This is a genomic window from Dysgonomonas termitidis, from assembly GCF_042654545.1.
GTDB lineage: Bacteria > Bacteroidota > Bacteroidia > Bacteroidales > Dysgonomonadaceae > Dysgonomonas > Dysgonomonas termitidis.
In genome coordinates this window covers 1-24,821 of the sequence record NZ_JBHSGN010000161.1, presented here as the reverse complement: position 1 = coordinate 24,821, position 24,821 = coordinate 1, and the positions used below count along the sequence as shown (strand labels likewise).

The following is a 24,821-nucleotide window of genomic DNA, read 5'->3' as shown; positions in this document are numbered from 1 at the left end:
CTCTTTTTTTAAGTGTCGTCGGTATACATAAGCTGATGGTATTAGTTTGGTTTTTATTGACTTATTTATTTACTACTTGATATATATCTGATAACCTGTATTTCCTGTTTTCCTGTAACGTACCGGTGTAGACTTTTTCATCATATCAAAAATTCGTTCTATGGATTCATCCCTTACTTTAAAGGTAAAACGATAATGATTAGCTACATTTTCGGGACATGATATTTTACAACCGAACCATTGTTCCAACCGTGGCAGGATCATTGCCAATGTCTCATTCTCAAAATTCAGGATATCCTGCTCATGCCAGGAGGTATATTTTGCAGCATCTACTTTTTCTACTGTCACCGATTTGTTCGCACGGTTGTATGTCATCTTCTCGTTAGGTGATAAATAAACCGGTTCTGGGTTGGCTTTCTCCGGATATGATATTTTAACTTTACCGTTCAATAGAATTGTTTCAATTTTGTTATTCCCATCATAATTGAATATCTCAAATGCAGTACCCAAGGCTACAACATCCATTTGAGGCGTATGTACGATAAAAGGCTTCTCTCTATTTTTCTTCACATCGAAAAATCCCTGCCCATACAATGTTACTTCTCTCGATTTTCCGCTGAATTGCTTGGGATAGGTCAGTTTACTCCCCGGTCCCATTTTTACCTGCGTGCTATCGGGTAATATTACGAGACTGATATCCTGGTGCCCGGAATGAACAATATAAACCTCCTCCCGAACTATCCTATCAGGTTTGAGATATGTGAAGAGTCCCAATCCGATAATTATCAGAACAGATGCGGCAACACTATATATTTTATAGAAACTGAATTTATGCCGGCCTCTTTCCGGCTGATATGCTTTTTCGATTGTATTAGCTTTGATTGTTTCCCATAGCGTCTGTTCATCAATGCCGTCGGTATCGGCACTCTCCGGCGCATCATCCCATTGCTTACTCATCTGAGTGGTAACCGAAGGCGAGTGCAACAAATCGGCCTGCTCCTTCTCTGTCAGGTCATCCTTAAATATTTTTTCCACAATTACTTTGGGATCCATATCTTCTGGTATTAGTTTCTATATATAAATACAATCGAAAAGAGAACATCCCCCATTCAACGATGAAAAAAATATGGATTATCAATTTATACGACTGTATATAAGTATATTATAAATAACAAATTCTGACGGATAAATTTTATGGCTTCACTTATCTGGCGCTCAACTGTCTTCTCAGACAGATTCAGTTGTTCTGCGATTTTCCTATATGATTTGAATTCTTTGCGGCTAAGATTAAAGATAAGACGGCGTTGCGGAGGCAGTTCATTTATCAACAAATCAATATAGCGACTTAGGTCTTTTGCATCTATTTCACCTTCTATATCGTAAGATTCTTCCATGGCCCTTAAAATGGTCATTTTATAAAAATCTTCATTGACTTTTTTACGATGTTTATTAAATATAAGGTTACGGGTTATAATAAATAATAATCCTTTAAAATTATCATTTTCTTTTATGAATTCCCGCGATTCCCAAACCTTGATGAATACTTCCTGAACAATTTCTTCGGCATAGTCTTTATCGCGCAGGTATAATTTACTAAAATCATATACCTGCCTCCAATATTGTCCGTATATTGCTGTAAAAGCTTCGGAACTTCCAAGACTTAGCTGCCTTATCAAGGATTCATCGTTTAGCATTTTTATTTTTTAAAAGTCCAAAACAATTCACCAAAATATACTTTTTTTCTGACTCAGAGCACAGTTTACCAAAGATAATTGAAGAAAAAGCACGGATTGCCTCTTATACCGCAAAACAAGTTTGTTTTATATGCAATCGTTTGCAAATATCCACTCCATCAAATTTGAGTTTACATACATCAGTAGAAACTACCCCCACAAAATAAGAATAAGATTGATAATACTAACAACTAATCCTGTTCTTTCAAAACCACTTCAAGAATATCTATCTAAGTAATGAGTTTATGATCTTTCTTTGCTCCTGAAAAAATTTATGTATATGCATTTCCCCTCCATGTGTTATCAGTATCGAATATCTCTTTAGTGAATTGATCCACTCATTGTGATTCTGACATATACTCTATAGCTCTGATATACTTTAGATAGGAAGTTCGAAGACTCTATTGTTTAGAAAGATTATATCTTGTATGACCTCATTGTGAATGATTGGTTATCTGCAGATTGATTTGTACGAAATATTCAAAGAACTAACTCTCGGTCGCAATATTAGCAAAACTAAAAAAGAGATTAAAATTTGAATGAGTAAAAATTAAATCGTATATTATTCTCTACACCCCGATCGGATTCACTTTCATGGTTTCCAGATTCAGGTATAATCCCTGATATTCGATCATCCCCAGCCGGAACATTTTCCACAGGATGTTACATCCGAGTTGAGCAAGCATCGAGTTGATGAATAAATCCTGCTTTTGCAAAGCCTCGGCGAGGGAACAGCTCGGCCCCGAATCCTCCACTTTGACGGCAGAATATTTCACATACTCGGTTATTACCTTTAACGATCCAACCGTTTGGTATTGCTTCGATTTGGGTTGCGGGATCTTTTTCTGTACCGTTCCCATGATTACCTGCCCTGTAGCCTGCGCGTTCCCGAAATCCATCCAGTAGAGCGGCGTCCTGTAATCCGTGTAATTCCCTATTTCCCGGACTGTCTTTAAGAAGTTCCACATATCCAGGCGGGATTTCACGTTATCGGTACAGGTGATGGTGATATTCGCCATATTCCCTTCCTTCGCGTCTTTGGCGACTGCCGGAAACAATCCGGGTATGGCCCGCCAGTCATTCCCGAAGAAGTTATTAATCCGGGAGATAAGGCATACCGCCTTGTTCAGTCCGAAATCGGAATAACCGAACAGCTGCCTTCCGGTATTGGCCTCTGTTACTTCATCCGGATCATAGAGCGTCACAAACAGCCCCGGATGGTTCAGCGCCCTTAATGTCACATCCAGCCTTGCCAGGCAGGTCAACACCTGCGATCCCGTACCCCCTCCTCCGATCAGGTTTACCGTCACCGGGTGCTGAGGATTTATCAGGTAATTATCCGTATAGTGTACCCTTTTCATTCCAGTATGTCTTTTAGTTTTTTATTTAGCGGTTTTAACTCATCCGTATCGAATTCCTTGTCTTCTGCCGCTTTGGTTACAAGTACGAGGTTGCTTTTAGTCGGGTTCCCTGCACCGCCGAGGTGGGAGAATTCCGTCAGCCAGAATTTCTTCTCCCAATATTCCAGTAATTCATGGAAAGCCGGGTTAACCGGCTTTTGCAGCTTTGCCGTTCCGAGGCACACACTGTTCTCCGAGGTATTGAAGAACGGGGCCCGGAACAGTTCCGTCCCTTCCGATGGTCTTATATCCTTGTAAGCATATACGGACAGGCCGCTTTCTCTGGCGATATAGACAATACCCGGCACATGGTACTCCGCGCTTTCAATACCCAGGTTCCGTACAAAATACATCATCCGTTTACACGGAGGATTCCACCAGATATATTTTTCATGCCCTTTCCGCGTATCGGCAAACAGGAAGTTTTCCGGCAATACTCCCGAGGGTATCCAGCTGTATGCCTCTGAAAAGTTCGCGGCTATATCATTCATAAAACTGTAGGTCACGGGTATTGCTTCGCCCATGGTCCCGTTTTTATCTATCTGCCTTAATTCCAGGAAATACTCGTCGTTTTTGGTATTCTCCCCCTGGTATGCGATCAGCGCAGCTTTCGGCCTGTAAAGGGATTTCAATTGTTCAGTCAGTTTATTCATAGGTTATTTTATTAAGCGATTAATGTACACAGTCTATCAAACCATTTGAAAAAGTTGTCGGGGTATCGATCCATCGAGAATAATTCAGTTGTATCGGGAGAGATCGCAAGTTGTGTCGCGGGAGATATGTCGTAAGACTCCCTCAGTTCGCTGTTCGCCCAGTCCATCATCCATTCGGTCACAAAATCATCGAGGTCGTAAACAACCCTTATCATACGCTCCATATCTACCGGATGATAGTCCCTGTCTTCATCATCCAGGGGGTCATACCCGTATGACATGATGGACGGCTTATCCTTCCCGATAAACTGCAGGCCCTCCCTGAATATCCCGGCCAGTTCCCCTTCGAATTCGTTATTGGGAACATACCTGTCCAGTGCTGCCGGCAGATTCTTATAGCAGGATTTTGAACCGATCCGCTCCATCAGTCTGTATATCTTTCCCGACTTATAGGAAGCCAGCAGCCCCGCGTTTCTTTTTCTGTCCCCGGGATCGCATTCCTGCAGGCCGTCTTCCGCCCATTCCTGTATCCATTCCACATCGAAGGCTTCATTGGTTGTCACCATGCCGTTGCTGTGCATGAACCGGTGGATAAACGAGCGGGCTATTTTCCTCAGCTTCGGATTCAGGGTCTCCGTAAACTTCACAGGCAGCCAGTAAAAGGTATAATCGCCCCAGGTATGGTATTTCCACAATACGAATTGCAGCTTATCTTCAAAGGGTTCTATATTGAGGTTAATTTCCCCTATAATACTGTCCAGCTCGTCATAGATATTCGAGATCCCTTCACCGATACTGTTCCCCGGATTATGTACCAGCGGGACTCCCATAAGCGAGGCATACCTCATTGCCGATTCCAGCAGGTAGGTGTAATTTCCTTTGGTGACATAATTAATATCCTCCCCCTGCCAGTTCCGGGTAACGGTTGCGGGCGCGATCGGGGTGAATGCCGTTTTCAGAAAAGCATTACAGCGCCGCTGGGCGCCGTAATCCGTTTTTTCCTGTTCACTCCGCTGTGAACGTCGCGTTCTGTCTGGCCTATGATATACCTGGCCAGGGAATGTAGCTGCGAGGGTTCCAACTGTTTGCATGGTTTCTTTGTTTTAGCTGTTTCCATTCGGTTAACCTTTTGTCCCGATTGTGGTTTTGAACTCATAAACCGCTTTGTCTTCCCTTATTTCCGGCCCGTGTACCGACGCGGTGGTCAGCTCCGGGTATATATTGGAATAATAGCTCATTACTGCTTCCGGGGAGTCGGAAGGGTTCGGATCACTCAGTTCAACCTGTTCCGTACCTTTCTTAAAGGCGAAGGAACGTTCCATTCCATTAACTACAAGTGGCATAGCTTATCTGTTTTGATGGTTATACATGTTATTATTTTCAGGATATCCGGGAAAATCGGGATACTGGTCGTATTCGCCTTCCCTGTGCGCCGAGTAGTCTGCGCTGACGACGAAGGCGGGTTCGGTTTCCCCGAGTTCTTCCGGTATGACCCGCCCGTTGTACGGATTATTATTGTATGCAGGCTGCCCATAGTATAGGGGTTGTCCGTTATTTCCGGGAGAATAATTCCCATTCATATGGCCGTTTGCCTGCTGTCCCACAGCTTGTTGTCCGGTGTTGTAGACAGGCGGGTTAACCTGTTGCCGGATTGGCTGTTGAACAGGTTGCGGTATGGATTGCCGGACAGGTTGTGCCTGGGTAGATTGTACCTGCTGTGCCTGTTGTTGCGGTTGTTGCGGCTCCGGCCCGAACAAACTCCCCTGGTTCATCTTCATCCGTACCGCGTTGATTTTCTCATCAACCGTTTTGAGAGCCTGCGATGCCGCGAAAGTCCGCGCCTGTTTAAGGTTTGCCAATGCTTCCGCATATTTCTGGCCGGATTCGAGTTCTGTTGCCGTTTTCATCAGCTTCTCGAATTTCTCCTTTTTCTCTTTGGCTTCTTTCGTCTCTTTATCTTTCAGCTCTTTGGCAGCTTTGGAGTTTGCCGCCGCTTTATCGGCCTGCTGTTCGAACCGGCTCATATTGGCCAGCAAACCTGCCGCTTTTTGGATCGGCGTGCAAATCGTCGGCAGGAATCCCCTGTCGAGTTCTTCGGGTGTTCCGGTGACGGTCAGCGGCACGATGTGATTTTGCGCCTCATCCTTCAACCCGTTTGTTTTCGGCATGGCCGATACCATTAACAGTCCTTCTTTTTTGCGGATGACCAGCGTGATGTCTACCGCCTGGTTCATCATTTGATTGATTTGGGTAAAAAACATAATTGTAATTTTAAAATGATTATTAATATTAAAGTCTAAAAAAAAGCCATAGCCGGATATGCTTCCACATCCGGCTACGCTTTCTTTAGCTTTTCCATCTTCGTTTTACCTGTAGTCCCTGAATAATTCCGCTATCAGCCTGTTACGGTCGGGATGGTTGATAATCTGCCGTAGCGGTTCCAGCAGCTTACCAACCCTGACGGGGCCGCTGCCGCTCCTTTCAGGCATACCGGTTTTGATTCCGGGAGTTTCTTTTACAGGAACTCTTTGCTGCGGGACGGACATACCAGCATTTATACCGTCAGCCGTGATATTATATACCTGTACATTCTTCTGTGCTTCCATATTTCCTATAATCAGATGATAATGAAACGGATGATGGCAATAAGGATAGCCAGCGCTACCAGGAAGCACACCACTTTGTATATGAAGCGGAAAATACCGGGAAAGAGGACAATGAGTATTGCCGCCCATACCGGGGATACGCCGTGGCGGTATAAATAGCTGAAGCCCAATAAGGCTATGATAAGGACGGCGCCAGCCTTTATCCATTTCTTTGCTGAAGGAAAATTGTTATTTGCATTCATATCTGTTCTTTTTTTATGGGAACTCCTTGTTGTTCCCGGTTCAGGGGCAGGCAAAGCGCAGTGTCCCCACAGGCAAGGCTTTTCGTAAAAATACCGGAGCATAGCGAGGATGATTTTTGCGAAAACCCTTCGGGGCCCGGCCTTGCCTGTGGATAAGGACACGAAGCTACATTTGCCAATGAACCGGGATAACAAGGAGTCTTTTTTCTTCCTTCACTTTTTTACCTTGGCAGCTATAAAAAAAGCACAGTTCAATACGCCCTGTGCTTTTTACCTGTTCCAAAACCGTTCTGCTTACATTTTCTTTTTACGGCTGCACCCGGACGGCTTCACAGCCTTTTTCCGGTCGTTTTTTTCAGTTTTGGGGAAGGAAAAGGTGATGTCGTACTTTTGGTCGAAAACCAGCCTGGCATCGAACGTATCTCCCTTTTTGCCCTTAAAACCCCTGATCAGCTTTGTCGATCCGGTGGATAGCAGCTCCCGGATATGGCTGTCTGAAAGTTCCCTGTTCAGGCATTTCCTGTATATAAGCAAGCCGCATTTTTCGTTGCCGCACTTAGCCTGCCTTGCATGCAGGGTTACTTTTCCTGTCCCGCATTTGGGACAGGGTATCGCATTATCTGACTGCTCCGGGAATCTCAGCGACAACACCTCTGCGGTTATCCGGCGGGTATAGGCCTCTATCGCTTCCATAAAGGTCCCGGGTGCCCCGTCCTTCGTTTCCATATCCGCGAGCGCCTTTTCCCATTGGCCTGTCATTTCCGCATCCGCTATCCGCATATCTTTGACGGCATCATAGATAAAGAGCCCTTTTTGGGTAGGCAGCAGCGATTTGCCGGAGCGTTCGAGGTATTCCCTTTTGAACAGCGTTTCTATGATTGCCGCGCGGGTTGCCGGAGTACCCAATCCCTGCCCTTTCATCGCTTCACGGAGCGCCTCGTCGGAAATGTTCTTTCCCGCGGTCTCCATCGCCGCCAGCAAGGCGGCTTCCGTATATAGCGGCTTAGGCATCGTTTTTTTCCGGGCCAGGCTATACCCGCCCGCCTTCGCGTTTTCTCCCTCTTCAAATTCAGCGGGATTTTCATCCGCGTCCTTTTCGTCTTCTTCCTTGTCCTCCGGGTAATCGAATACGTTCCGCCATCCGCGGGAAAGTACCTTTTGGGAACGGGAACGGAAGAGCAAGCCTTCGAAAGATGCTTCGATAAGGAACGATTCTTTTTCGCACTTTGGGGCAAAAGCTTCCAGCATCCGTCCGGCAATCATGTGGTACACATTCTTTTCCGCGGAGGATAATTCCTGCGGGTAATCCCCGGTTATGATAAGCGCATGGTGGTCGGTTATTTTCCTGTCATCGACGGATCTTGTTTCGGGGTGAAGCGTATCTATTCCTCCCTCAAAATGCCTGAACCTGTCCATACGCAAAACCATGCGTAATAAGGAAGGTATTTCCCGGAACACATCCTCCGGTATATAACGGGAAGATGTTCTCGGATACGAAATAAGCTTCTTCTCATACAGGCTTTGGGCTGTCTCCAGTGTCTTTTCCGCGGAGAGGCCGAGGTGAATGTTGCAATCCTTTTGCAGCGCCGTCAGGTCATATAAAAGGGGTTGTGCCTGGAAGACCGTTTTGCGCTCCACTTTTGTAATCCGTGCCGACGGGCAGGCTTTCAGGCGGGCAAACAGTTTCTCCGCCTCTTCTTTCTCTTTGAAGTCCTCCGTATAACGGAACCGGCGGCGGGCGTCCGCTTTTTCGAGCGTGACATGCAGCTGCCAATAGTCCGAGGGAATGAAGTTCCTGTTTTCCCTGTAACGGGCGCATATCATGGCAAGCACCGGGGTTTGTACCCTGCCGAGTGAATTATTACCCGTCCCGGAAGAAACGGCAAGCGCCATACTCGCGTTTAATCCGATAAGCCAATCGGCTTTCGCCCTGCAATCGGCCGCCATGTACAAGGCATCATAGTCGCTGCCTGCCTTGAGGCTTGCCATTCCTTTGGTTATGGCTTCATCGGTGAGCGAAGAGATCCACAGGCGTTTGAAGGGTTTTGTACATCCCAGGTAACGGTATATGTACTGGAAGATCAAACAACCTTCACGTCCCGCGTCCGTAGCTGCAATAATGCTGTCGCACCGGTCGAATACCTTGCCGATGACACTCAGTTGTTTTGCCGCGGCTTTGTCGGTAACCATCCCTTTGTCTGTCTTTTTGTGGCGGATAACCAGTCGGAACGGGTCCGGCAGGACGGGAAGGCTGGCGGCGGACGTCCTCGAATGCCCGTAGTGTCCGGGAAGGGCGAGCGAAACAAGGTGTCCCAGGGCCCATGTAACCATATACCCGTTTCCGCTCATGTAGCCGTCATGTTTTTCGTTTGCCCCGGCTATACGGGCAATATCCATGCCTACAGAAGGCTTTTCTGTCAATATTGCGATCATAAATTGATTTGTTAATAAGTTTAATGCTGTGTTTTAAAGTTATAACTGATGGTAACAGCTATGCCTGAACGGACAATAAACAGGTCTGTGACCTTAAAAAGAAGCCGTTTCCCGCAGCAGTTTTGGTACTGGCTGGGAAAACGGCGGGTCAGTGAATTGTTAAGCGGCGGGTTGGATGCCGGTGATTTCAAGTAAGGGGGAGTCCCCTTCGCGAACCAGTTGCAGGGTCGCGTCCATGACCACATCGATCCCCAGCAGGACAAGGCTGAGCGGTATCACATTGGTTTTATTGCCGCTCAGCAGCGTGTCAAGTTCGCCCGAGTGTTCCAGGTCGTCCTTCCTGATGCCGATTCCGGAAAGTTCTTCCCAGTTCACATCTTCCGCCTTGAAAGGCGTATTATCGGTTTTTGTTTTCATAAATTTTATTTTATAAATGAATAATGGAAATGCTTATCCTACACTCTTGCCCTGCGACTTTTTCTTGTCCTGCCCCTGGTTCTGTCCCTGATTGACCACATTGCGCTGTGAGGCGTCTTTCTTCCTTTCGGGATTCTCGTTGTAATAATCGAGCCTGCCCTGGTTGAAATTGGCTTTGACGTATTGGGAGAACTGTTTGCCGTCATAGCCTTTCATGCCCTCCACCAGCACGGCTTTGCCGTCCTGTAATTTCCCGCGTTGGGTAGCCGTCAGCGTAACGCCCCAGACCTCCGCCGGGATCTTAAACTCCTGCCGTTCGCTGAATCCGTCCGGTGTCCTGGAGTAGCTTGGGCGTCCTGTCTCAAGGTCAAGTTTGACGAAGGATGAGTATTCTTCCCCTTTGCGGTTGACCATATTTTCGAGGAATACGGGCTTGCCCTGCCTCAACTCTTCCCTGTCCTGTGGGTTAAGAGCCACTCCGTTCAGTTCTTTAGGTACGTAAATCTCCCTGGCTCCTTCGGGTGAATCGGGGTTGTAACGGGTATAGGCGGGACGCCCGCTGGCTTCGTCGAGCTTGACGAACGCCGAGAATTTCTCCCCGTCCTTGCGTACCATATCCTCTACAAAGATCGCCCTGCCGTTATTGAGGTCTTCCGTTTGTTTGGGGGAGAGTTCCACGCCGCCGAGTATCTGGCGGTTGAATACCTTGTCCGTTTCGAACCGGAACTCAATTCCCCTGCGGTCGGCATTGAACTGCACGTGGGCATTGAATTCATTCCCGTTGGCGGCGGTCATTCCTTCCAGGTAAACGGCCTTGCCTTCTTTCAGGTCGTTTTTCTCCTGTTCGGTCAGTTTTACATTCTTGATCTCATCCGGGATGTAGGCATTCTCCACTTTCATCGCCACAATTTCATTGGTCGTCTTATCCAGACTGACAAACGAGGGTGCATATTCGCCCGAGCGGAGCCTGAGTTCTACTACGCGTCCCATATTCCCTGTTTCACGCAGGTTTTTCTTGTCTTCCTCCGAAAAGACATGCCCGAAAAAGGCTTTGTCGAGTTCGGGTTGCTGGCGGATGCCGTGGATGCCGAGCACTACCGGGCCTGCCGCCGATTGCTGGAACGACAGCCTCGCGTCTGTGCGCAGCACTGCCGAACCGAAGTTCATGGTGATGGGTACTGCCTGGTTTGTCTTGTAACCGCGGAGCATCTGCTCAAGGAGCCCTTTTTCCTGGAGGAACTCCTTGGACAGCCCGAAATTTTTTAGCTGCTCCCAGTTGATCATCGCTTCATTGTAGCGTTTTCTTGGCTGCTTATCGTCAGCGGGCGGAGCCTGTTGTTCTTGTCCTTCTGTCTTTTTTGCCATCATCTCATCTTTTTTACTGTTAATACTTTGTTCATTGGCGGTATTTTTCGGCTTTATCTCGTATTTCTTGAGAAATTCAGCCACCGCGTCGGTCTGCTTTCCTTCGGCGAGGTCTTTGATCGCCTGCTTGTTCTCCGGCTTCTCCATCTCTTTCTGTTTCATGCTGAGAATCCCGAAACGGGCAGGGTCTTTCAGCTGGCTCCAAAAATTCTTAAAGAAGTTTTCCACGATATTGGAATACTTGTCTACCTTCAGGAAAGAGTTCCCGTGCTTTTTGTCGGCAGGCACGGTTTCGTATTTCCCGTCCTTGCCGAGTTTGGAGACTGCCTGCAACAGCAGTTCCATCTTATCGAGAATGAGGATAATGTCGCTCAACTGCTCATTCTCCCGGATTGGTTGTTTGGGGGTGTCGCCCCGGATGTTTCCTTCCGCCATATTTTTTGTTTTTTGACTGGTGAATAAATAAGTTTATCGTTTCAAAAATAAGCGGGATTATTATGTAAATCGTTAGTTTGCAATAAACTGGCTAATTGTTTCATCGGATGTCGTCTTGTTTCACCGTTTGGGAAAGAGGATGGTAAACGTCTCCGCGATGGCATATAGTTTGTTTGGATAAGTGCTTCTACCTTTGCATAAACAATTAAAAAATGAAACCATCTTCAAAAGGACTTCCGAACTTCAGTTTGAATTTTTCTTCCATGATGAAATTGATTTAATTATTCCGCATTACTATTAATGTAGAACGGAAGCATGCATAAGTAACTGAATAATAGTGGCATTTGTAGTGGATGGCAATTTGTGATACCGATTTGGACACATGTGGTGTTGAAGTATGGAGTGGATAGAAATGAAAAACCGCCCGGAGGCGGTTAATGTGAATTATGTATTGGTAGTATTTTTTAAATTTGTTCACGCTTGGTATATACGTACTGATTTAAATCATCTTTACTAATATCTTCCCGCTTTACGGTATAGTGTTTTAATACTTTACGTATTCTACGGTTTTTAGTCAATTCATTTATATTGGTAAATTTATTCTTTTCAATTATTTTTTTTGCTTCGACTAATTCATCTTCATTCAAAGCAGTAAACTCATTCCACCATTGTTCTGTATCGCCTCTACCTTCAAACAAAAAACGATATAAGATATATGGTTCAGGCATATAAAGAATCTTTTCAAATTCTTCTTCATCTTTACCAAAAGCCTTCTCAAAAAAACTTTGACCTTTTCCTATTTTGCCTTTTGTTGCATTCAAAACTGCCTGTACGGCTCGTATAAACTTTCTGTTCCAATGTTTACCCAAATAATCCCGATTGAATCTATCGGGGCCTGTGATGGGATGGAACTTCATTGGAAAAGAGTAGATATTTATACCTAAACCATCACATAAACTTACGTTAATTTTCAATCTTCTGTACAATTCGACAGGATGGTCTTTTTCATTATAAAGTAGATAATTTGAAAGATGGTTAATGCCATGTTCAGCAGCTAATTTAACAGCATTCGTATATTGTTTCTCCCACTTCATACTGTCAAAGGCAATACGTAAAGGATGTATTGGTATTTCACTAAGTAGTTTGATATTATCTTCATTGATTAAACGAGCATCGACACCCTGATTGAAATCAACATAACGAAGGCGTGGCAATCGTTTATTATGCTTTTGATACAACTCTGAAATAAGTGAGGCCAGTTCTAAAAGTTTTTCTTTAGTTACATTATCAAAATGTAATAAATTATGCTCTTCTAACAAATTGTAGAAATTTTGCTGGGTTTCTCCTCGTAACTTTTTAAGCAATTCAGAAATCAATTCAAATGTTCGCCTAATATAAGCCCTATCATTTATTCCATCCGACAAATTCTTTACAGCAATATCAAACTGATTAGGTTCAATATAGGTTGCCCCTTTTACAAAGCCTGCTTTTTTGATGTCGTTTATAATTTGGGGAAAACGCTCTGAAGCCAGAACATTATTGTCAAGTAATAAAAGATTACGCTTCTCTCCGTATTTTTCTGTTGTTTCTTTTATTCGTTCTGTAATGGAAATGTACTCACAATAGTTAGGTTCCAGTGTTGGAACAGCACAAAAACTACATTTACGAATACATCCACGTGTCATATAGCCATAATATGCTCCATTTTCAGGATATTTGTACTCTGTTTCTTCTAAAATAGAGTAATCTAAAGGCAATGTATCTATGATAATTTGATTTTTATCAAGTATTCCCGGCTTATCTAATAAACCTCTATGAGGAATGATATTGGTGGCTTTAACAACATCGTCAAACAAGACGGTGGCAGTAACGCCACCAACTTTCAGTTCTTTCACATTCTTGACCAACTTTTTCGCAAAGTTAATCGTGTCAATAGTAATTTTCCAATAGAATGTAAATAGTGAAGTAACATATATTCTATCGTACAAAGGCTCTTTTTCATATTGCTTTTTCCAATAAATTTTTTTATAGTCATCAAGGCAACCTATGATTAAAAATTCGTATTTGGAATTTTCTAAACAGAGAGCTTCAACATACACAGATTGCTTTGTTCTTATGTATTGGGTAATATTATCGCGTTTTTCTCGCCATGTTATAGTATGATCTATCTTATGCAATTTATCAATACATAAGTCTGTAATATCTCTCAATACTAAATCTTGCATATTGCCTTTGAAGAAAGTAACATTATCACCCAACATTCGGTGATATGTTGCTATCTTCATTAACCCAATAGGTGGATATTTATTTTTATAATTAGGCTCTATTAAGAGTATATTTCGTTTCATTTTCGTAAGTCCTCGTCGATCTTATCAATCAGGTTTTTTGCTAGTTCCTTTGATAACACATTGTCTATCACGGTAAAGATTCTCGAAAGCATTTTGCGTTCACTTTTTGGTAGCCATGTGTATTTATCAGTAACAAAATTCCCCTTCTCCTTTTTAGGTTCAACTGATATTTGTTCTGGATTGACGTTTTCAGTAGTAACAACTCTTTCAAAAATTTTTGCAGCAGGAGTGTCCGCTTGGATAGTTTTTAGTTTTATTCTTTCTAACTTTTTCTTTGCTTCTTCTGCTTTCTTCTTTTTTGCTTCAAATTCCCCGTAAATCTTTTGACGGTCTTCCTTATTATTAAAGCCTTGTTCTTCTTTCTCTGTAACGGTTTTTTCAAAATCCACCAATGCTTGTACATCTCTATTTGCACTTCTCATTGTGGAAGCATCTTGGTAAAGTCGATATAGCTCTTTTGAAAAAAAGTCACTTAAATGCTGTTCAAACTTATGGCAAGTAGTATTTTCCCCAAAATAGTCCCGTCTGGAATTGGGTAATAAATTAGGGTGAATAGCAAAGATTTCTCCCAAAAAGTAGAAATTTCCTCTTTTGGCTTCTCGATGTAACTTTGATAAAGTTGTGTTATCGCCAATTTGAATATTGTTCTTTCTTAGCCTTAGACCTGCTGCCAGATTTGCATCATCATCAATAACTCCGACATAATTTGAAATCCCATACCATCCCCAATACAATAACTCATTTTTTTCTTCACACTTAAAAAAACTCAATTCAAAAATATCATCTACTCGTTCTTTATTGCCATTTCTTCCTTTATAAATAGTAGTGGTATAGCCTTTATGTAATAAGTCACGATTCAGATATATTTTATACTCATCAAGGTCAAGATTATTTTCTCTTATGAACTCATAAATTTTTTGCCTGAAAATGAATCCTGTCGGATATCCAATAGGGGCAACCATTTTTAAATAATCCTCAACAGATTTTTTGTCTAAAAGCATATCATTTGTAACACCTTCCAGTATTACTCTGAAATAATGCTTGTCAGAACCTTCTTTTTCCTTTTCAAGTTTGGTGACTTTTTGAATTACCTCACCGGCATCTTCTTTGGAATGACGGTCATTTATAATTTCTTTTAGCAGATGTGCATCCCAAGTCATTATTGATTTAGTAGTCTCTTCTTTGAATGAGGTTTCAAAAATTAATTTTTCGCAATAGCCTAATCCTCCTAAACGTCCAATTCCGCGAAATCCCTTATCTTTTCCTCGTTCTTTTGTTGATTTTGCTATATTTTGAAGTATGGGAATAACATTTTTTTCTGCGATTCCTGTTGCATTATCATAAATTTCAATACGTCGGTTTACATCATCAATGGTAATGTGTATTTCTTCTTCGCTCTTATCCATTAATCCCTGTTCTACCGCTTTGTCAATCTGGTCGGCAGAGTTTTGTATATACTCACGATAAATAAACCGCGAATCTTCATACATTCCTAATGTAAGGGATTCGATAACGTCTTTCCCAATAACTGGTGTTGCCTTATCCATGAAACTACTTATATTTATGTATTGGTTTGGGGAACTTGATATTTAAAAGTGAGCGGAATATCGGATTTTGCAAAATATATTCACCTTGTTTTAAACGAGTGAGCATTGATTTATAAACCGATGGAACAAACTGAAAATCACCTTTGGAAATTTCAATTACATTGGTTCTTCCATATGCAAGTGTCGCACAGTTCCCTTTTACCCGTTTATGGATGTCGCTGATGAACTGTTCTGCTCCGAATAAAATTATACCCAAGGAACGTCCCCTTTCTGTTATATCAAGTAATTGTTTCAAAATAGGTGAATTTTTAGGTATCTCACTGGAAGCATACTTATTTAATTCATCAATGAAAATAACTATTTTCGAAGGAATTTCCGCTTCTTTCTTATCAGTCGCTCCTAATTTCAGGTCATAAATGGCACGCATCACATCCCCGAAAACAAAGCCTTGTGTTTCTTCATCCAGTTTGGCAATATCAATTACAAATACGTCATTCTTCTTTATTTCCTGAATTTGCTCTTTCAATCGAACTTCATGCTGGTCACAACAGCGGTTAGCAAAAAGAGATTTATTCTTTTCGTATGATTTGTTGAATAGTCGATAAAATTTGCGCCAACTCAATACGGTTATTTCTTTACCGCTGCTATCCTTGTTTCCAGTTTGAGTATGCTCGTAAAGCGTTCTTTTCAAATCTTCCCAAGATGTAATTCCATTGAATTTACCCTGACCGGTTGATATATAATTCACAATGGATTCCATTGTTTCATTTGGGTCATCAACATTAGCAAATAATAAGTCAATGCTATCCCTATCATCTTCAAATACGTATTTGTATTGGAATGCACACCCTCTCTTTATTTGGTTCTCAACATCTACTACTGCTGCGTAAGTTGTAGGGGCAATTTCCTTTGAGTAAGGATAGAAGTATTTCACATTGTCAAACGGTTTCTTTTCCAGTCCCAACAGTTTATATATAGGAGCAATTTCTTCCACTTCTTTTTTATCTGTATTCAATTCATCAATAGACAACAAATCGTGTCCTTTTACATTAAGTAGAACAAATGCAACGGATTCATCCTTTCCCGAATTTAAAACTGTATCTTGAATGGATTTCATCAGAAACATAGCATACGAGGTCTTCGCTGCCAAACCGGATATACCGGATATATTCAGATGAGCACCTTCGGGGCCGATTAAGAAATGTGAATTGAAATGAACCGGAATAGTTTTTTTGTTTTCTCCTTCATACATTTCAATATATCCCGCTGGTAATGGATTCTTTACATCTGACAAACCTAAAGCCTCTTTTATCTGGATTTCGTCTGCCAATAATACAGGTGAGCCATCAAGTACGGGAGTATAAATATTATTAGTATTTCCAACAACACGACATTTTACATAATTCATACCTATTCGTTCGGTAAGAGGCTCATGTTGAACATCGCCAAAATCATTAGAAATAAAACCTGCCAAATAACTTGGTGCATCGGTTATGTGTGATATTTCTTCGATAACGCCATACGTTATTGTATTTTCAATGTGTTTTACTACAACTACATCGAAAGGCTTTAATTGGCATTTTTTATCCGTCCAAAAATAGAAATCATCTATTGTTGTAGGATTTTTCTCTGTGGCAACAACTTTCCCTATTAATGTCATATCTTAGAATAGATTTAAAAGATGTAAATCACTTATGTACTGACTTTTTATGTATTTTTCCGTAAGGTAAATCGGATATAAGTGATTTGCCCAACGATTATCGCTTCCATAGCAAACGGGATTCCGTTCATTAATAATATTTGCCGTAATTGCATCTATTTCGTCTGTCTCCAAGCCATTTTTACTTTCTGAGCCTGTCATCAGCATCTTCTCTACCTTTAATATTCCTGAAAATGGAGTATTGGTATATTTGGTATCACGAATACGAACATACCAAATAGCAAATTTCACATCACCAAACTGGGTTCCTGGCTCATACATAAATGCCGGTGTTCGATGATATAGATCTAAATGAGCAATGGTGCTGGCATTACTTTTGTTATTTTTATCTTTAAGCAATTCAGGATTAAATTGTTTTGAAACACCAATAACGCATCGATAGTTATTTCGGATTTTAGAGATTTCTCTATAATCTCCTGTTTTCATTGGTTTGTACTGCAACGAGCCATCTTTAATGAGATAACTACATTCATTCAGTAGATTTTTAGCAGTCAGTTGTGAAACGATTTTTTTTTCACATTCAATCATTTCGTCCTGAATCTTTGCAATCCCTCTGTTCTCAAAAGTTTCACCTTCCTGCAATCCTTTTGAAATGTATGGTAAGATTTTTGAAAATTTTAAATTATATTTTGTCAGACTTGATATTTGATTAATCTTTTCAGCAAGAGAGTTAAAAAATAACTCAGGCTTGTAACCATCTGCGTGAGCATAGTCGGGTAGGGATAAAACAAGATTGTGTTCAAGTGCGGTTTTACAAAATGTTGATTTATCAATACGTTGACAACAACCCACTCCAATTTGCCCTGCTACAATTGGAAATATTTTTTTCTGATATTCAATATCATCTACTTTATAGGTTCTTCGAGAGCCATCAAGAAAAAAATTAAATAGAGGCGTGCTTCCTTCGATTTGTTTGGCTCGTTTGGTCATATCTCTCGTATTTGGCGAGTGGTCTGTTTCCCCGTATTCTTTCAAACTGATTTTCTCTCCGGGCTTGTCTTCATATGCAATTGAAGGTACTGCTACTCCATCGTGGCAAAATTTAAACGATGTGTAGCATTTTCCATTGGTTTCTTTTGCAATGAACGACAGGATTTTATCCATATCTAAACTCCTCTTATTTTCATATAAGTTATCTGATCCAAACGCCCATAAATAAGGCAGTGCGAAATTACTAATAAAATTTGATCTTCACAAACGTAAGCTATTGTATATTACGCTTGAAACAAATCTGTTAATGATATTTATCCGCTCCAACTCGTCGGCGACAATTTGCTTGGATTCAACTTTGATTCGGTCGTAATTCTCTTTTATCATTTCTTTCATTCGATGAACGCCTTGCTCATCTATAAAATTGGAGATAACGGGCATTTTCTTGTAGTCTAAAGTTTCGGCGGCTACCCGCTCGTTATCAGCAACAATCTCACAATGGAAAATCTTCTGCTCTATCCGCTCATCTAAATTATCGGCGACTGCCCCGACAAACAACCCCTGAATCAGGTTGAAAATTTTGATGGGGATATCAGGCTGTCCAGTCCTTTGAAGTAAATATCAATCACTTCGATATGGATGTTCCACTCTTTAATTACGCTGCAGAAAAACTAATAAATGCTTTTCACGATAAACAGGATACTTTAATGCTTACATAAAGTTCATAGCTTTTGTCCGACCTCTCAAATCTTCTTCTTGCATAATCAATTTGTTTTTAGTTGTTTGACAATGGATTGAAAATGCGAAAGTAGGAAGATGAAAACGTCCCGAAATCATACTTTCGGGGCGTGGCAGCTTGTAGCAGTTATCACAATGAAAATTAGCCAAGAATACTATAAATACCTTATCTTTGCAAATGTGTTAAAGTTTAGTGAATAATCAACCATGTTATAAGCATCAATAAAACTATGTATATAGAAAAATTCATCATAAAAAATTTCAGAGGAATTGCCGATTTAACCCTTTATTTTTGCAAAGGGCTAAATGTGTTAATCGGAGAGAATAACTCCAGTAAGACGGCTATTATTGATGCTTTGCGCATTTGTTTAAGTTATGGTAATCAGAAAAGGGACATTTATGTTTCGCATTCTGATTTTCATATAGACAAATCTGCCATAAACGATGCTTTAAATGATATAGAATTTCATCTGCATTTTAAGATAGAAGACCCGGCAGAAGCAGGCTGGTTCAACGACTTGTTGAGCGTTCAGGAAGATGGGACGCAGGATTTGCAATTACATTTTCGATATTATCTTGATGAAGATGAAAGAATCAGATACAAGGTATGGGGAGGAACAAATGAAGGACAGGCGATTGCACCGGAAGTTTTATTCCTCTTGTATCATGTTCATTTGGACGCATTGAGAGATGCGGAAAACCATTTGCGACCGATACGGGGGAATCGTTTGGGACAACTATATGCGAATATTCAAATCGACCCTAACACTGAAACCGATAAAGAAAAGAAAAAAGAGATTGCCAAAAAGGTTCGTGAAGCGGTCGATGGAGATGATGATTGGACGCAGCACATTGGTAAAGGAAAGGAAAAAATAAATGAACATTTGAGGGAAACGAGTTTTAGCAGCAAACAACAGCAAATTGAAATTCTATTTCTCCCATTTGATTTTAACCGTTTGGTAGATAATTTGAAAATTCAAATGCCTATCTATTCGGACGATTTACTTGCAGGAGATACGTCAAAACAAAGGCATTTTGAACTCTATCAAAATGGTCTTGGCTATAACAACCTTATCTACACAGCTACCGTCTTAGGAGACTTAAAGCAAAGGAAGGAATTAAATAAAGAATGCTACGCTGCTTTACTCATAGAAGAACCCGAAGCCCACTTACACCCGCAACTTCAAAATCTTTTCTTTAAATATCTGGATAAACTTGATACGGAACAAGGGTTTCAGATATTCATATCATCACATTCACCAACAATCACGGCAAAGTCAGATTTAAAATCCGTTGTGGTTTTACAGAATCAGGACAACAAAGTCTCAGCTCTTTCTCTTGATAAATCAGGCTTGTCAGGAGATAATCGAAAATATCTGCATAAATTCTTAGATGTTACGAAGTCCCAGCTATTCTTTTCTAATGGAGTAATTTTGGTTGAGGGTATTTCCGAATCATTGCTACTACCCATATTCAGTAAAATTATGGGGGAAGGTGGAAAATATGATATAGAAAATGTAGGAATTGAATTGGTAAACTTGAATGGAGTTGCATTTTCTCATTTCGCCAATATGTTTAACAATGATAATGATGAGAAGAATTTGAAGACCAGATGTTCACTTGTTACCGATGATGATAGAGCGGATGAATCGGACGAAATTGCATCAAGAGCAAAGACTGCCTGTGAACTTGAACGAAAGAATTTGAAAGTCTTTTTAGCAGAACGAACATTTGAATTTGAACTTTTCATCGCTGGGAATAAGGACATTTTAATAGAAATATTCAGGGAAATGCACCCTGTTGCTGCGGGTAGAATTACCGAAGATACTGACGTAAAAGTTTATGCAGCAAATTTTTTGGAAAAAGTTATTTCAAACAAAGCAAAATCGGAATTGGCGCACAGGTTGGCTGTAAAATTGGCTTCGGATGAAAATGCGAGAAATGCGTTTGTTGTACCTGCATATCTCCAAAATGCTATAAGGTATGCCACGAAAGGAGAATAATTGAATGTTTAGAACGCTATCTGATAGTCAACGGGAAATCGTCTTCAACAAATCAGGAAAGTTTATAGTAAGAGCTTGTCCGGGTAGTGGTAAAACTTATTGTGTGGGAGCTCGATTAGCTCGACTAATCCATGATTGGGAAAAGAAGAATGAGGGAATAGCCATACTTTCCTTTACTAATGTTGCATGGCAAGAAATAGAAAAAAAATGTAGCGAGAAATTTAATATCGAAAAAATTACTTATCCTCATTTTCTTGGAACTATCGACAGTTTTGTAAATAAATATATTTTTCTTCCTTTTGGGCATTTAGTTTTAGGCTGTAAGGGTAGGCCAACTTTGGTTGGTGAGCCTCATGGAACTTGGAGTGGAAAAGACTTTAGCAGTGCGCTATTTGATAATATAAGTTATGCAATTGATGGTAGCATGTATGCCATTCAAGCTGCAAAAATGAATGCCAATTGGCAGCAAAACAACTATATTACTGGTGCAAAAAAGCGTTATAACAAAGCGGGATATGCTACACAAAATGATGCAAATTTCTTTGCCATGAAACTTCTTGAAAAATATCCTCAAATCGCTAAAGCAATTGCTAATAGATTTCCTTATTTGATAGTGGATGAAGCCCAAGATACATCCGATATTCAGATGAGAATAATAGATATGCTCATAGAAAACGGATTAAGTGAAGTAATGCTTGTTGGCGACCCAGACCAAGCTATTTTTGAATGGAACGATGCAAGACCGGAATTACTTACTCAAAAATATGATGAATGGGAGAATTCTATTGTGCTGAATGAAAACAGAAGAAGCTCTCAGAATATCTGTGATTTTACCTTTGGAATTTCCTCTTTAAACGGAACGTCTGTTTCCGTAAACGAGCAAGTCCGGGAATTTACCCATCAACCTAAAGTTATTACATACAGCAATAATTTACCTCAAATTGTATCTGAATTTATTGCGGAATGCCAACAACATGGAATTAATGTTTCGAAAGAATCAACTGCAATAATCTATCGAAGTAAAAATATCATTAATGAAGTTCTTAGTATTCCTGAAATCGCTTTTGGCACTAATGTTTGGATAGATAGCCATACGCGAGAATTTGCAAGAGGAAAGTTCTTATACGATAACGGTCGTTTTAAAGATGGATTTAAAATAATAGAAAGAATTTTATTGAAGACCCTGAATGCACTATCTTATTGTTCAGAGGATGATATTAATGATGCTATTGCCCAAATGGGATTTATTGCCTATAAAAGTCAAATCCAGACTTTCATAAACTTGCTCCCTCAAACAAATATTTCTATTGGAGAATGGGTTGTCTCAACAAATAAAATTCTTAAAGAAAATAGTTGTGGTTTTGAACTGCATGTTCATAAAGACGGCCTGCGTTTTTCTTTTCCTCAATTATTCTTAAACGAAGACAAACAGATTATTGAGCAAAATTATAGATATGGAACAGTACATAGTGTAAAAGGAGAAACATTTGAAGCTGTTCTTCTAATATTAAAAACTAAGGGCATTGGTAGTGCATATAAAACATTACTCAATAAAAATATATCTATTTCGACGAGTGAAGAATTAAGAATCGCATATGTTGGCATGACTCGGCCAAGCAAAATCTTAGTTATTGCTGTCCCAAATGAGGAAAATAAAAGTGCTTGGGAAAATAGATTGGTCCGCAATTAATCGTTTCTATACTTGTTTCCCAAACCTCCGTTTTTCTTTCGCGTAGACATAGGCTGGTTATTGTCGATCCTTCAGAGGGAAGTTCCGCACTAATTGAGGCTATCTCCACAACGGCTCCTGCTGCCAACCGGCGGTGAATCCCATCGCGTTAATATCCACACCGGGATACTTACTCAGCAAATCAACTAATTTTTCCCTGAAAGTATTGTGGGGAGAAACAGAGAATAACAAATACCGTATCATACAAAGCCGGAAATATACACGTTGCACATCAACGGTTGAAGGATTGTTGAGCCAAAGGAATTGAGTGTTTTGCGGCAAGGATGTCCGAAGTGGCAAAACCCTGTTCCAAAGGCGGCTATGATGGCAACACATATTTCTTAATCCACCGATGGTCATTATCCATGATTCAAAGGCTTGCGGTTGCATTCCGAATTGCCTGGCTATTTTCTTTTTTAATCCGGCATCATTCAGGTTTTTATAAATCCGGCAAATATTACCTAAAGGTAGTATTTCGGCAAGCATCCATGCCGGAGGATATACATCGGAATACGTATTTTTGAAATGTTCGATGAAATCTTCTTTACTTTTAAGTAATTCTGAATCTATTTCGGCTATTGAACTGTTAAAATAGTTCTGATTGTAAAAATACCGGTTTTGTGTTATCCAAAAAGTATCATTGAAATGCCGGCAAGCCGTATTTACCATAATGCTTCTAACGGCGACTTCAATTTTTTCAATTTCGTTAAATACTAACAGGCGGAGTTTCCGGTCAAAACGATATAAGTTCAAAACTTGCTCAAATGTGGAACCTGTTTTATAGTTATGAGCCGTTTTAGGAAGTTGGAGCAAGGGATAAAAATAAGCGCTTAACCGGAAATAACCAATATTGGTAAGGTAGTTCCGGGCTTTAGGTTCATCGTTGATTGTCAATCCCCTTGTTCTCAAAAGAGAAACTAAATCAGGAACATCCTGATAGTGCTTAGCATATGGTATAGTCATAAATAAAAATAAAACGACCCGCCGATTTGAGCATTGTTAAGAGGCTTGGCGGGTTCTATTGCTACAAAAGTAATCATAAAAGCTCAAAAAACAACTATTATGCGAATATTTTTCAAAATTAAAGCGTTTTGGTGATTTATGCCAGCTTCCTGTATAATAACAACAAAACCTATTCCAAATGAACTATATTTAAAGTACCTTGATCTTCTGAAGGCTGAGTTGAATGAAAATATTTACCAAAAATTTACGAATTTCTGCGTTTGCTTAACTTAATTGTGGTCTACAAAGAGGAGACAAGCTAAAAAAGACTGAAGTTGAGAAAAAAGAGAAAGCCTGCCGGAGTAAAAAGGAGGGACAGGCTAACGAACCGGAAAAAATAAACAAACGAGAAAAAAAATTGCAGGGAACGGGTGGAGCCACATAACTTAAACGAATATGCAGATTCGTGAGGAGAGCAGCTTTAGTCCCCCGGCTTAGGGTTTCTTATAAGGCAGGATGCGACAGGCAAATGGAATATAGTATTATATTGTAAAGATTTTAAAATATCCGGTAAAGGTATTGCCATAATATCCCCCCTCCCGCCATTTTAATATGCGTCATCGTTTCGGCTTCGCATGCTAAGTCCCTGACCATACCCGCAACTTGAATCCTGCTTTTGGAACGTTTTTTACGGGGAAAATTTACAAGCGGAGCGTCCGGAAATTTTTCCCTAAAACCCTTCAGGGCCTGAACGTGGAAAAAGCGGGATTCAAGTTATCTTCCTTAAAGGGACTGCATGGGAAGCCAAATATGAGGTGGTCTGGTTGAAGCAGGATGGGAGTATTCTGTTTCTATAATTATGTATTTTCATGTGAAAAAACAGAACGCATGCCTGCTTGAATAATTTAGCCTTCCTCCTCTTTTTCGTTTTTCTCACCCAGCAAATGACAAAGGTCGGGGTCTTTACGGATGCGCTCCTTCTCATTCTCTATTATATTAAGGACATCCCGTTTGATTTGGTTGTAGTTCCGTTCTATCTGCTCCCTCATAATATCATTTCCGTTCTCATCCTTAAAATCATTGATAACAGGAATCTTTTTATAGGCTTTGGTTTCCGTTGCTACTTTTTCATTGTCCACGACAATCATCGCATGGAAAATTTTCTGGTCTATCTTCTCCCCGAAATTATCGGCGACCGAACCCACGAACATACCTTGTGACAGGTTGGCGATCTTGGATGCCGGAATCAGGGAATCCATCTGTGTATTGATAGAGGTGGATGTATCCTGCCTGTTGATCGAAATAGACTGCCTTTTTTGAAGAACTTTCCCGAAACGTTCCGACAGGTTCTTAGCCGTTTCCCCGACAACCTGTCCCGAAAAGATATTCCCGACCGTATTTTGAATCACCTTGCTTTCCTTGTCCCCATAGTCGCGGTTTAACTGTGAATAATCCTGGAAACCGAGGCAAACCGCCACTTTATTGCTGCGGGCGGTAGCTATCAGGTTATCCAAGCCCCGGAAATAAATAGTTGGCAACTCATCAATGATAACCGAAGATTTAAGTTGCTCCTTTTTGTT

21 protein-coding genes are annotated in these 24,821 nt (G+C 40.9%); 2 read left to right on the top strand and 19 right to left on the bottom strand.

Going from position 1 to position 24,821, the window contains the following annotated elements; all coding sequences use genetic code 11:
- Positions 1-72: 72 nt before the first annotated feature.
- From ACFO6W_RS24575 to ACFO6W_RS24495, 17 genes are all read right to left on the bottom strand, one after another.
- Positions 73-1,053: a FecR family protein gene (locus ACFO6W_RS24575; protein WP_380001508.1), complete on the bottom strand. Its 981-nt coding sequence runs from the start codon at positions 1,051-1,053 to the stop codon at positions 73-75.
- Between the two features lie 86 nt (positions 1,054-1,139).
- On the bottom strand, positions 1,140-1,694 hold the full coding sequence (locus ACFO6W_RS24570; protein WP_380001506.1) for an RNA polymerase sigma-70 factor: 555 nt from the start codon (positions 1,692-1,694) through the stop codon (positions 1,140-1,142).
- 608 nt (positions 1,695-2,302) lie between these two features.
- Positions 2,303-3,094, bottom strand: a complete 792-nt coding sequence (locus ACFO6W_RS24565; RefSeq protein ID WP_380001504.1) for a PRTRC system ThiF family protein — start codon at positions 3,092-3,094, stop codon at positions 2,303-2,305.
- Positions 3,091-3,786 (bottom strand): PRTRC system protein B, encoded by a 696-nt coding sequence (locus ACFO6W_RS24560; protein WP_380001502.1) that lies wholly within the window; start codon positions 3,784-3,786, stop codon positions 3,091-3,093. The genes ACFO6W_RS24565 and ACFO6W_RS24560 overlap by 4 nt, the downstream gene beginning before the upstream one ends.
- 11 nt (positions 3,787-3,797) lie before the next feature.
- The gene (locus ACFO6W_RS24555; protein ID WP_380001500.1) at positions 3,798-4,877 is read right to left on the bottom strand and encodes a hypothetical protein; all 1,080 of its coding nucleotides are present in this window, start codon (positions 4,875-4,877) and stop codon (positions 3,798-3,800) included.
- A gap of 30 nt (positions 4,878-4,907) precedes the next feature.
- Complete coding sequence (locus tag ACFO6W_RS24550) at positions 4,908-5,129, bottom strand: PRTRC system protein C (RefSeq protein WP_380001498.1); 222 nt, start codon at positions 5,127-5,129, stop codon at positions 4,908-4,910.
- A gap of 3 nt (positions 5,130-5,132) precedes the next feature.
- On the bottom strand, positions 5,133-6,047 hold the full coding sequence (locus tag ACFO6W_RS24545) for a PRTRC system protein E (protein ID WP_380001496.1): 915 nt from the start codon (positions 6,045-6,047) through the stop codon (positions 5,133-5,135).
- A gap of 105 nt (positions 6,048-6,152) precedes the next feature.
- Complete coding sequence (locus tag ACFO6W_RS24540; RefSeq protein ID WP_380001494.1) at positions 6,153-6,392, bottom strand: hypothetical protein; 240 nt, start codon at positions 6,390-6,392, stop codon at positions 6,153-6,155.
- 11 nt (positions 6,393-6,403) lie between these two features.
- Positions 6,404-6,634, bottom strand: coding sequence for a hypothetical protein (locus tag ACFO6W_RS24535; protein WP_380001492.1), 231 nt, complete (start codon positions 6,632-6,634; stop codon positions 6,404-6,406).
- Positions 6,635-6,928: 294 nt separating this feature from the next.
- On the bottom strand, positions 6,929-9,067 hold the full coding sequence (locus ACFO6W_RS24530; protein WP_380001490.1) for a type IA DNA topoisomerase: 2,139 nt from the start codon (positions 9,065-9,067) through the stop codon (positions 6,929-6,931).
- 159 nt (positions 9,068-9,226) lie between these two features.
- Entirely contained in the window at positions 9,227-9,484 is a 258-nt protein-coding gene (locus tag ACFO6W_RS24525) for a DUF4099 domain-containing protein (protein WP_380001488.1), read from the bottom strand.
- Between the two features lie 33 nt (positions 9,485-9,517).
- A complete protein-coding gene (locus ACFO6W_RS24520; RefSeq protein ID WP_380001486.1) occupies positions 9,518-11,284 on the bottom strand; it encodes a DUF3945 domain-containing protein in 1,767 nt (588 codons plus the stop codon).
- Between the two features lie 464 nt (positions 11,285-11,748).
- Positions 11,749-13,632, bottom strand: a complete 1,884-nt coding sequence (locus tag ACFO6W_RS24515) for a radical SAM protein (RefSeq protein ID WP_380001485.1) — start codon at positions 13,630-13,632, stop codon at positions 11,749-11,751.
- A complete protein-coding gene (locus ACFO6W_RS24510; RefSeq protein WP_380001483.1) occupies positions 13,629-15,179 on the bottom strand; it encodes an ATP-binding protein in 1,551 nt (516 codons plus the stop codon). Before ACFO6W_RS24510 ends, ACFO6W_RS24515 begins: the two co-directional genes overlap by 4 nt.
- A gap of 4 nt (positions 15,180-15,183) precedes the next feature.
- Positions 15,184-16,839 carry an ATP-binding protein gene (locus ACFO6W_RS24505; protein WP_380001481.1) on the bottom strand — a complete coding sequence of 552 codons (1,656 nt, stop codon included), beginning with the start codon at positions 16,837-16,839 and terminating at the stop codon, positions 15,184-15,186.
- A gap of 3 nt (positions 16,840-16,842) precedes the next feature.
- A complete protein-coding gene (locus tag ACFO6W_RS24500; RefSeq protein ID WP_380001479.1) occupies positions 16,843-18,003 on the bottom strand; it encodes a hypothetical protein in 1,161 nt (386 codons plus the stop codon).
- An 87-nt stretch (positions 18,004-18,090) separates the two neighbouring features.
- The gene (locus tag ACFO6W_RS24495; RefSeq protein WP_380001477.1) at positions 18,091-18,387 is read right to left on the bottom strand and encodes a hypothetical protein; all 297 of its coding nucleotides are present in this window, start codon (positions 18,385-18,387) and stop codon (positions 18,091-18,093) included.
- 410 nt (positions 18,388-18,797) lie between these two features.
- On the opposite strand from ACFO6W_RS24495, the gene ACFO6W_RS24490 reads away from it, so the two are divergent.
- Together ACFO6W_RS24490 and ACFO6W_RS24485 are read left to right on the top strand one after the other, a co-directional pair.
- Positions 18,798-20,570, top strand: coding sequence for an ATP-dependent nuclease (locus ACFO6W_RS24490; RefSeq protein WP_380001475.1), 1,773 nt, complete (start codon positions 18,798-18,800; stop codon positions 20,568-20,570).
- A 4-nt stretch (positions 20,571-20,574) separates the two neighbouring features.
- Positions 20,575-22,260, top strand: coding sequence for a UvrD-helicase domain-containing protein (locus ACFO6W_RS24485; RefSeq protein ID WP_380001473.1), 1,686 nt, complete (start codon positions 20,575-20,577; stop codon positions 22,258-22,260).
- 99 nt (positions 22,261-22,359) lie between these two features.
- Here the strand turns inward: ACFO6W_RS24485 and ACFO6W_RS24480 are convergent, their stop codons facing one another.
- The gene (locus tag ACFO6W_RS24480; protein ID WP_380001471.1) at positions 22,360-23,262 is read right to left on the bottom strand and encodes an Abi family protein; all 903 of its coding nucleotides are present in this window, start codon (positions 23,260-23,262) and stop codon (positions 22,360-22,362) included.
- Between the two features lie 884 nt (positions 23,263-24,146).
- Positions 24,147-24,821: TraM recognition domain-containing protein (locus tag ACFO6W_RS24475; protein WP_380001469.1), on the bottom strand; the 675-nt coding region annotated here is incomplete at its 5' end.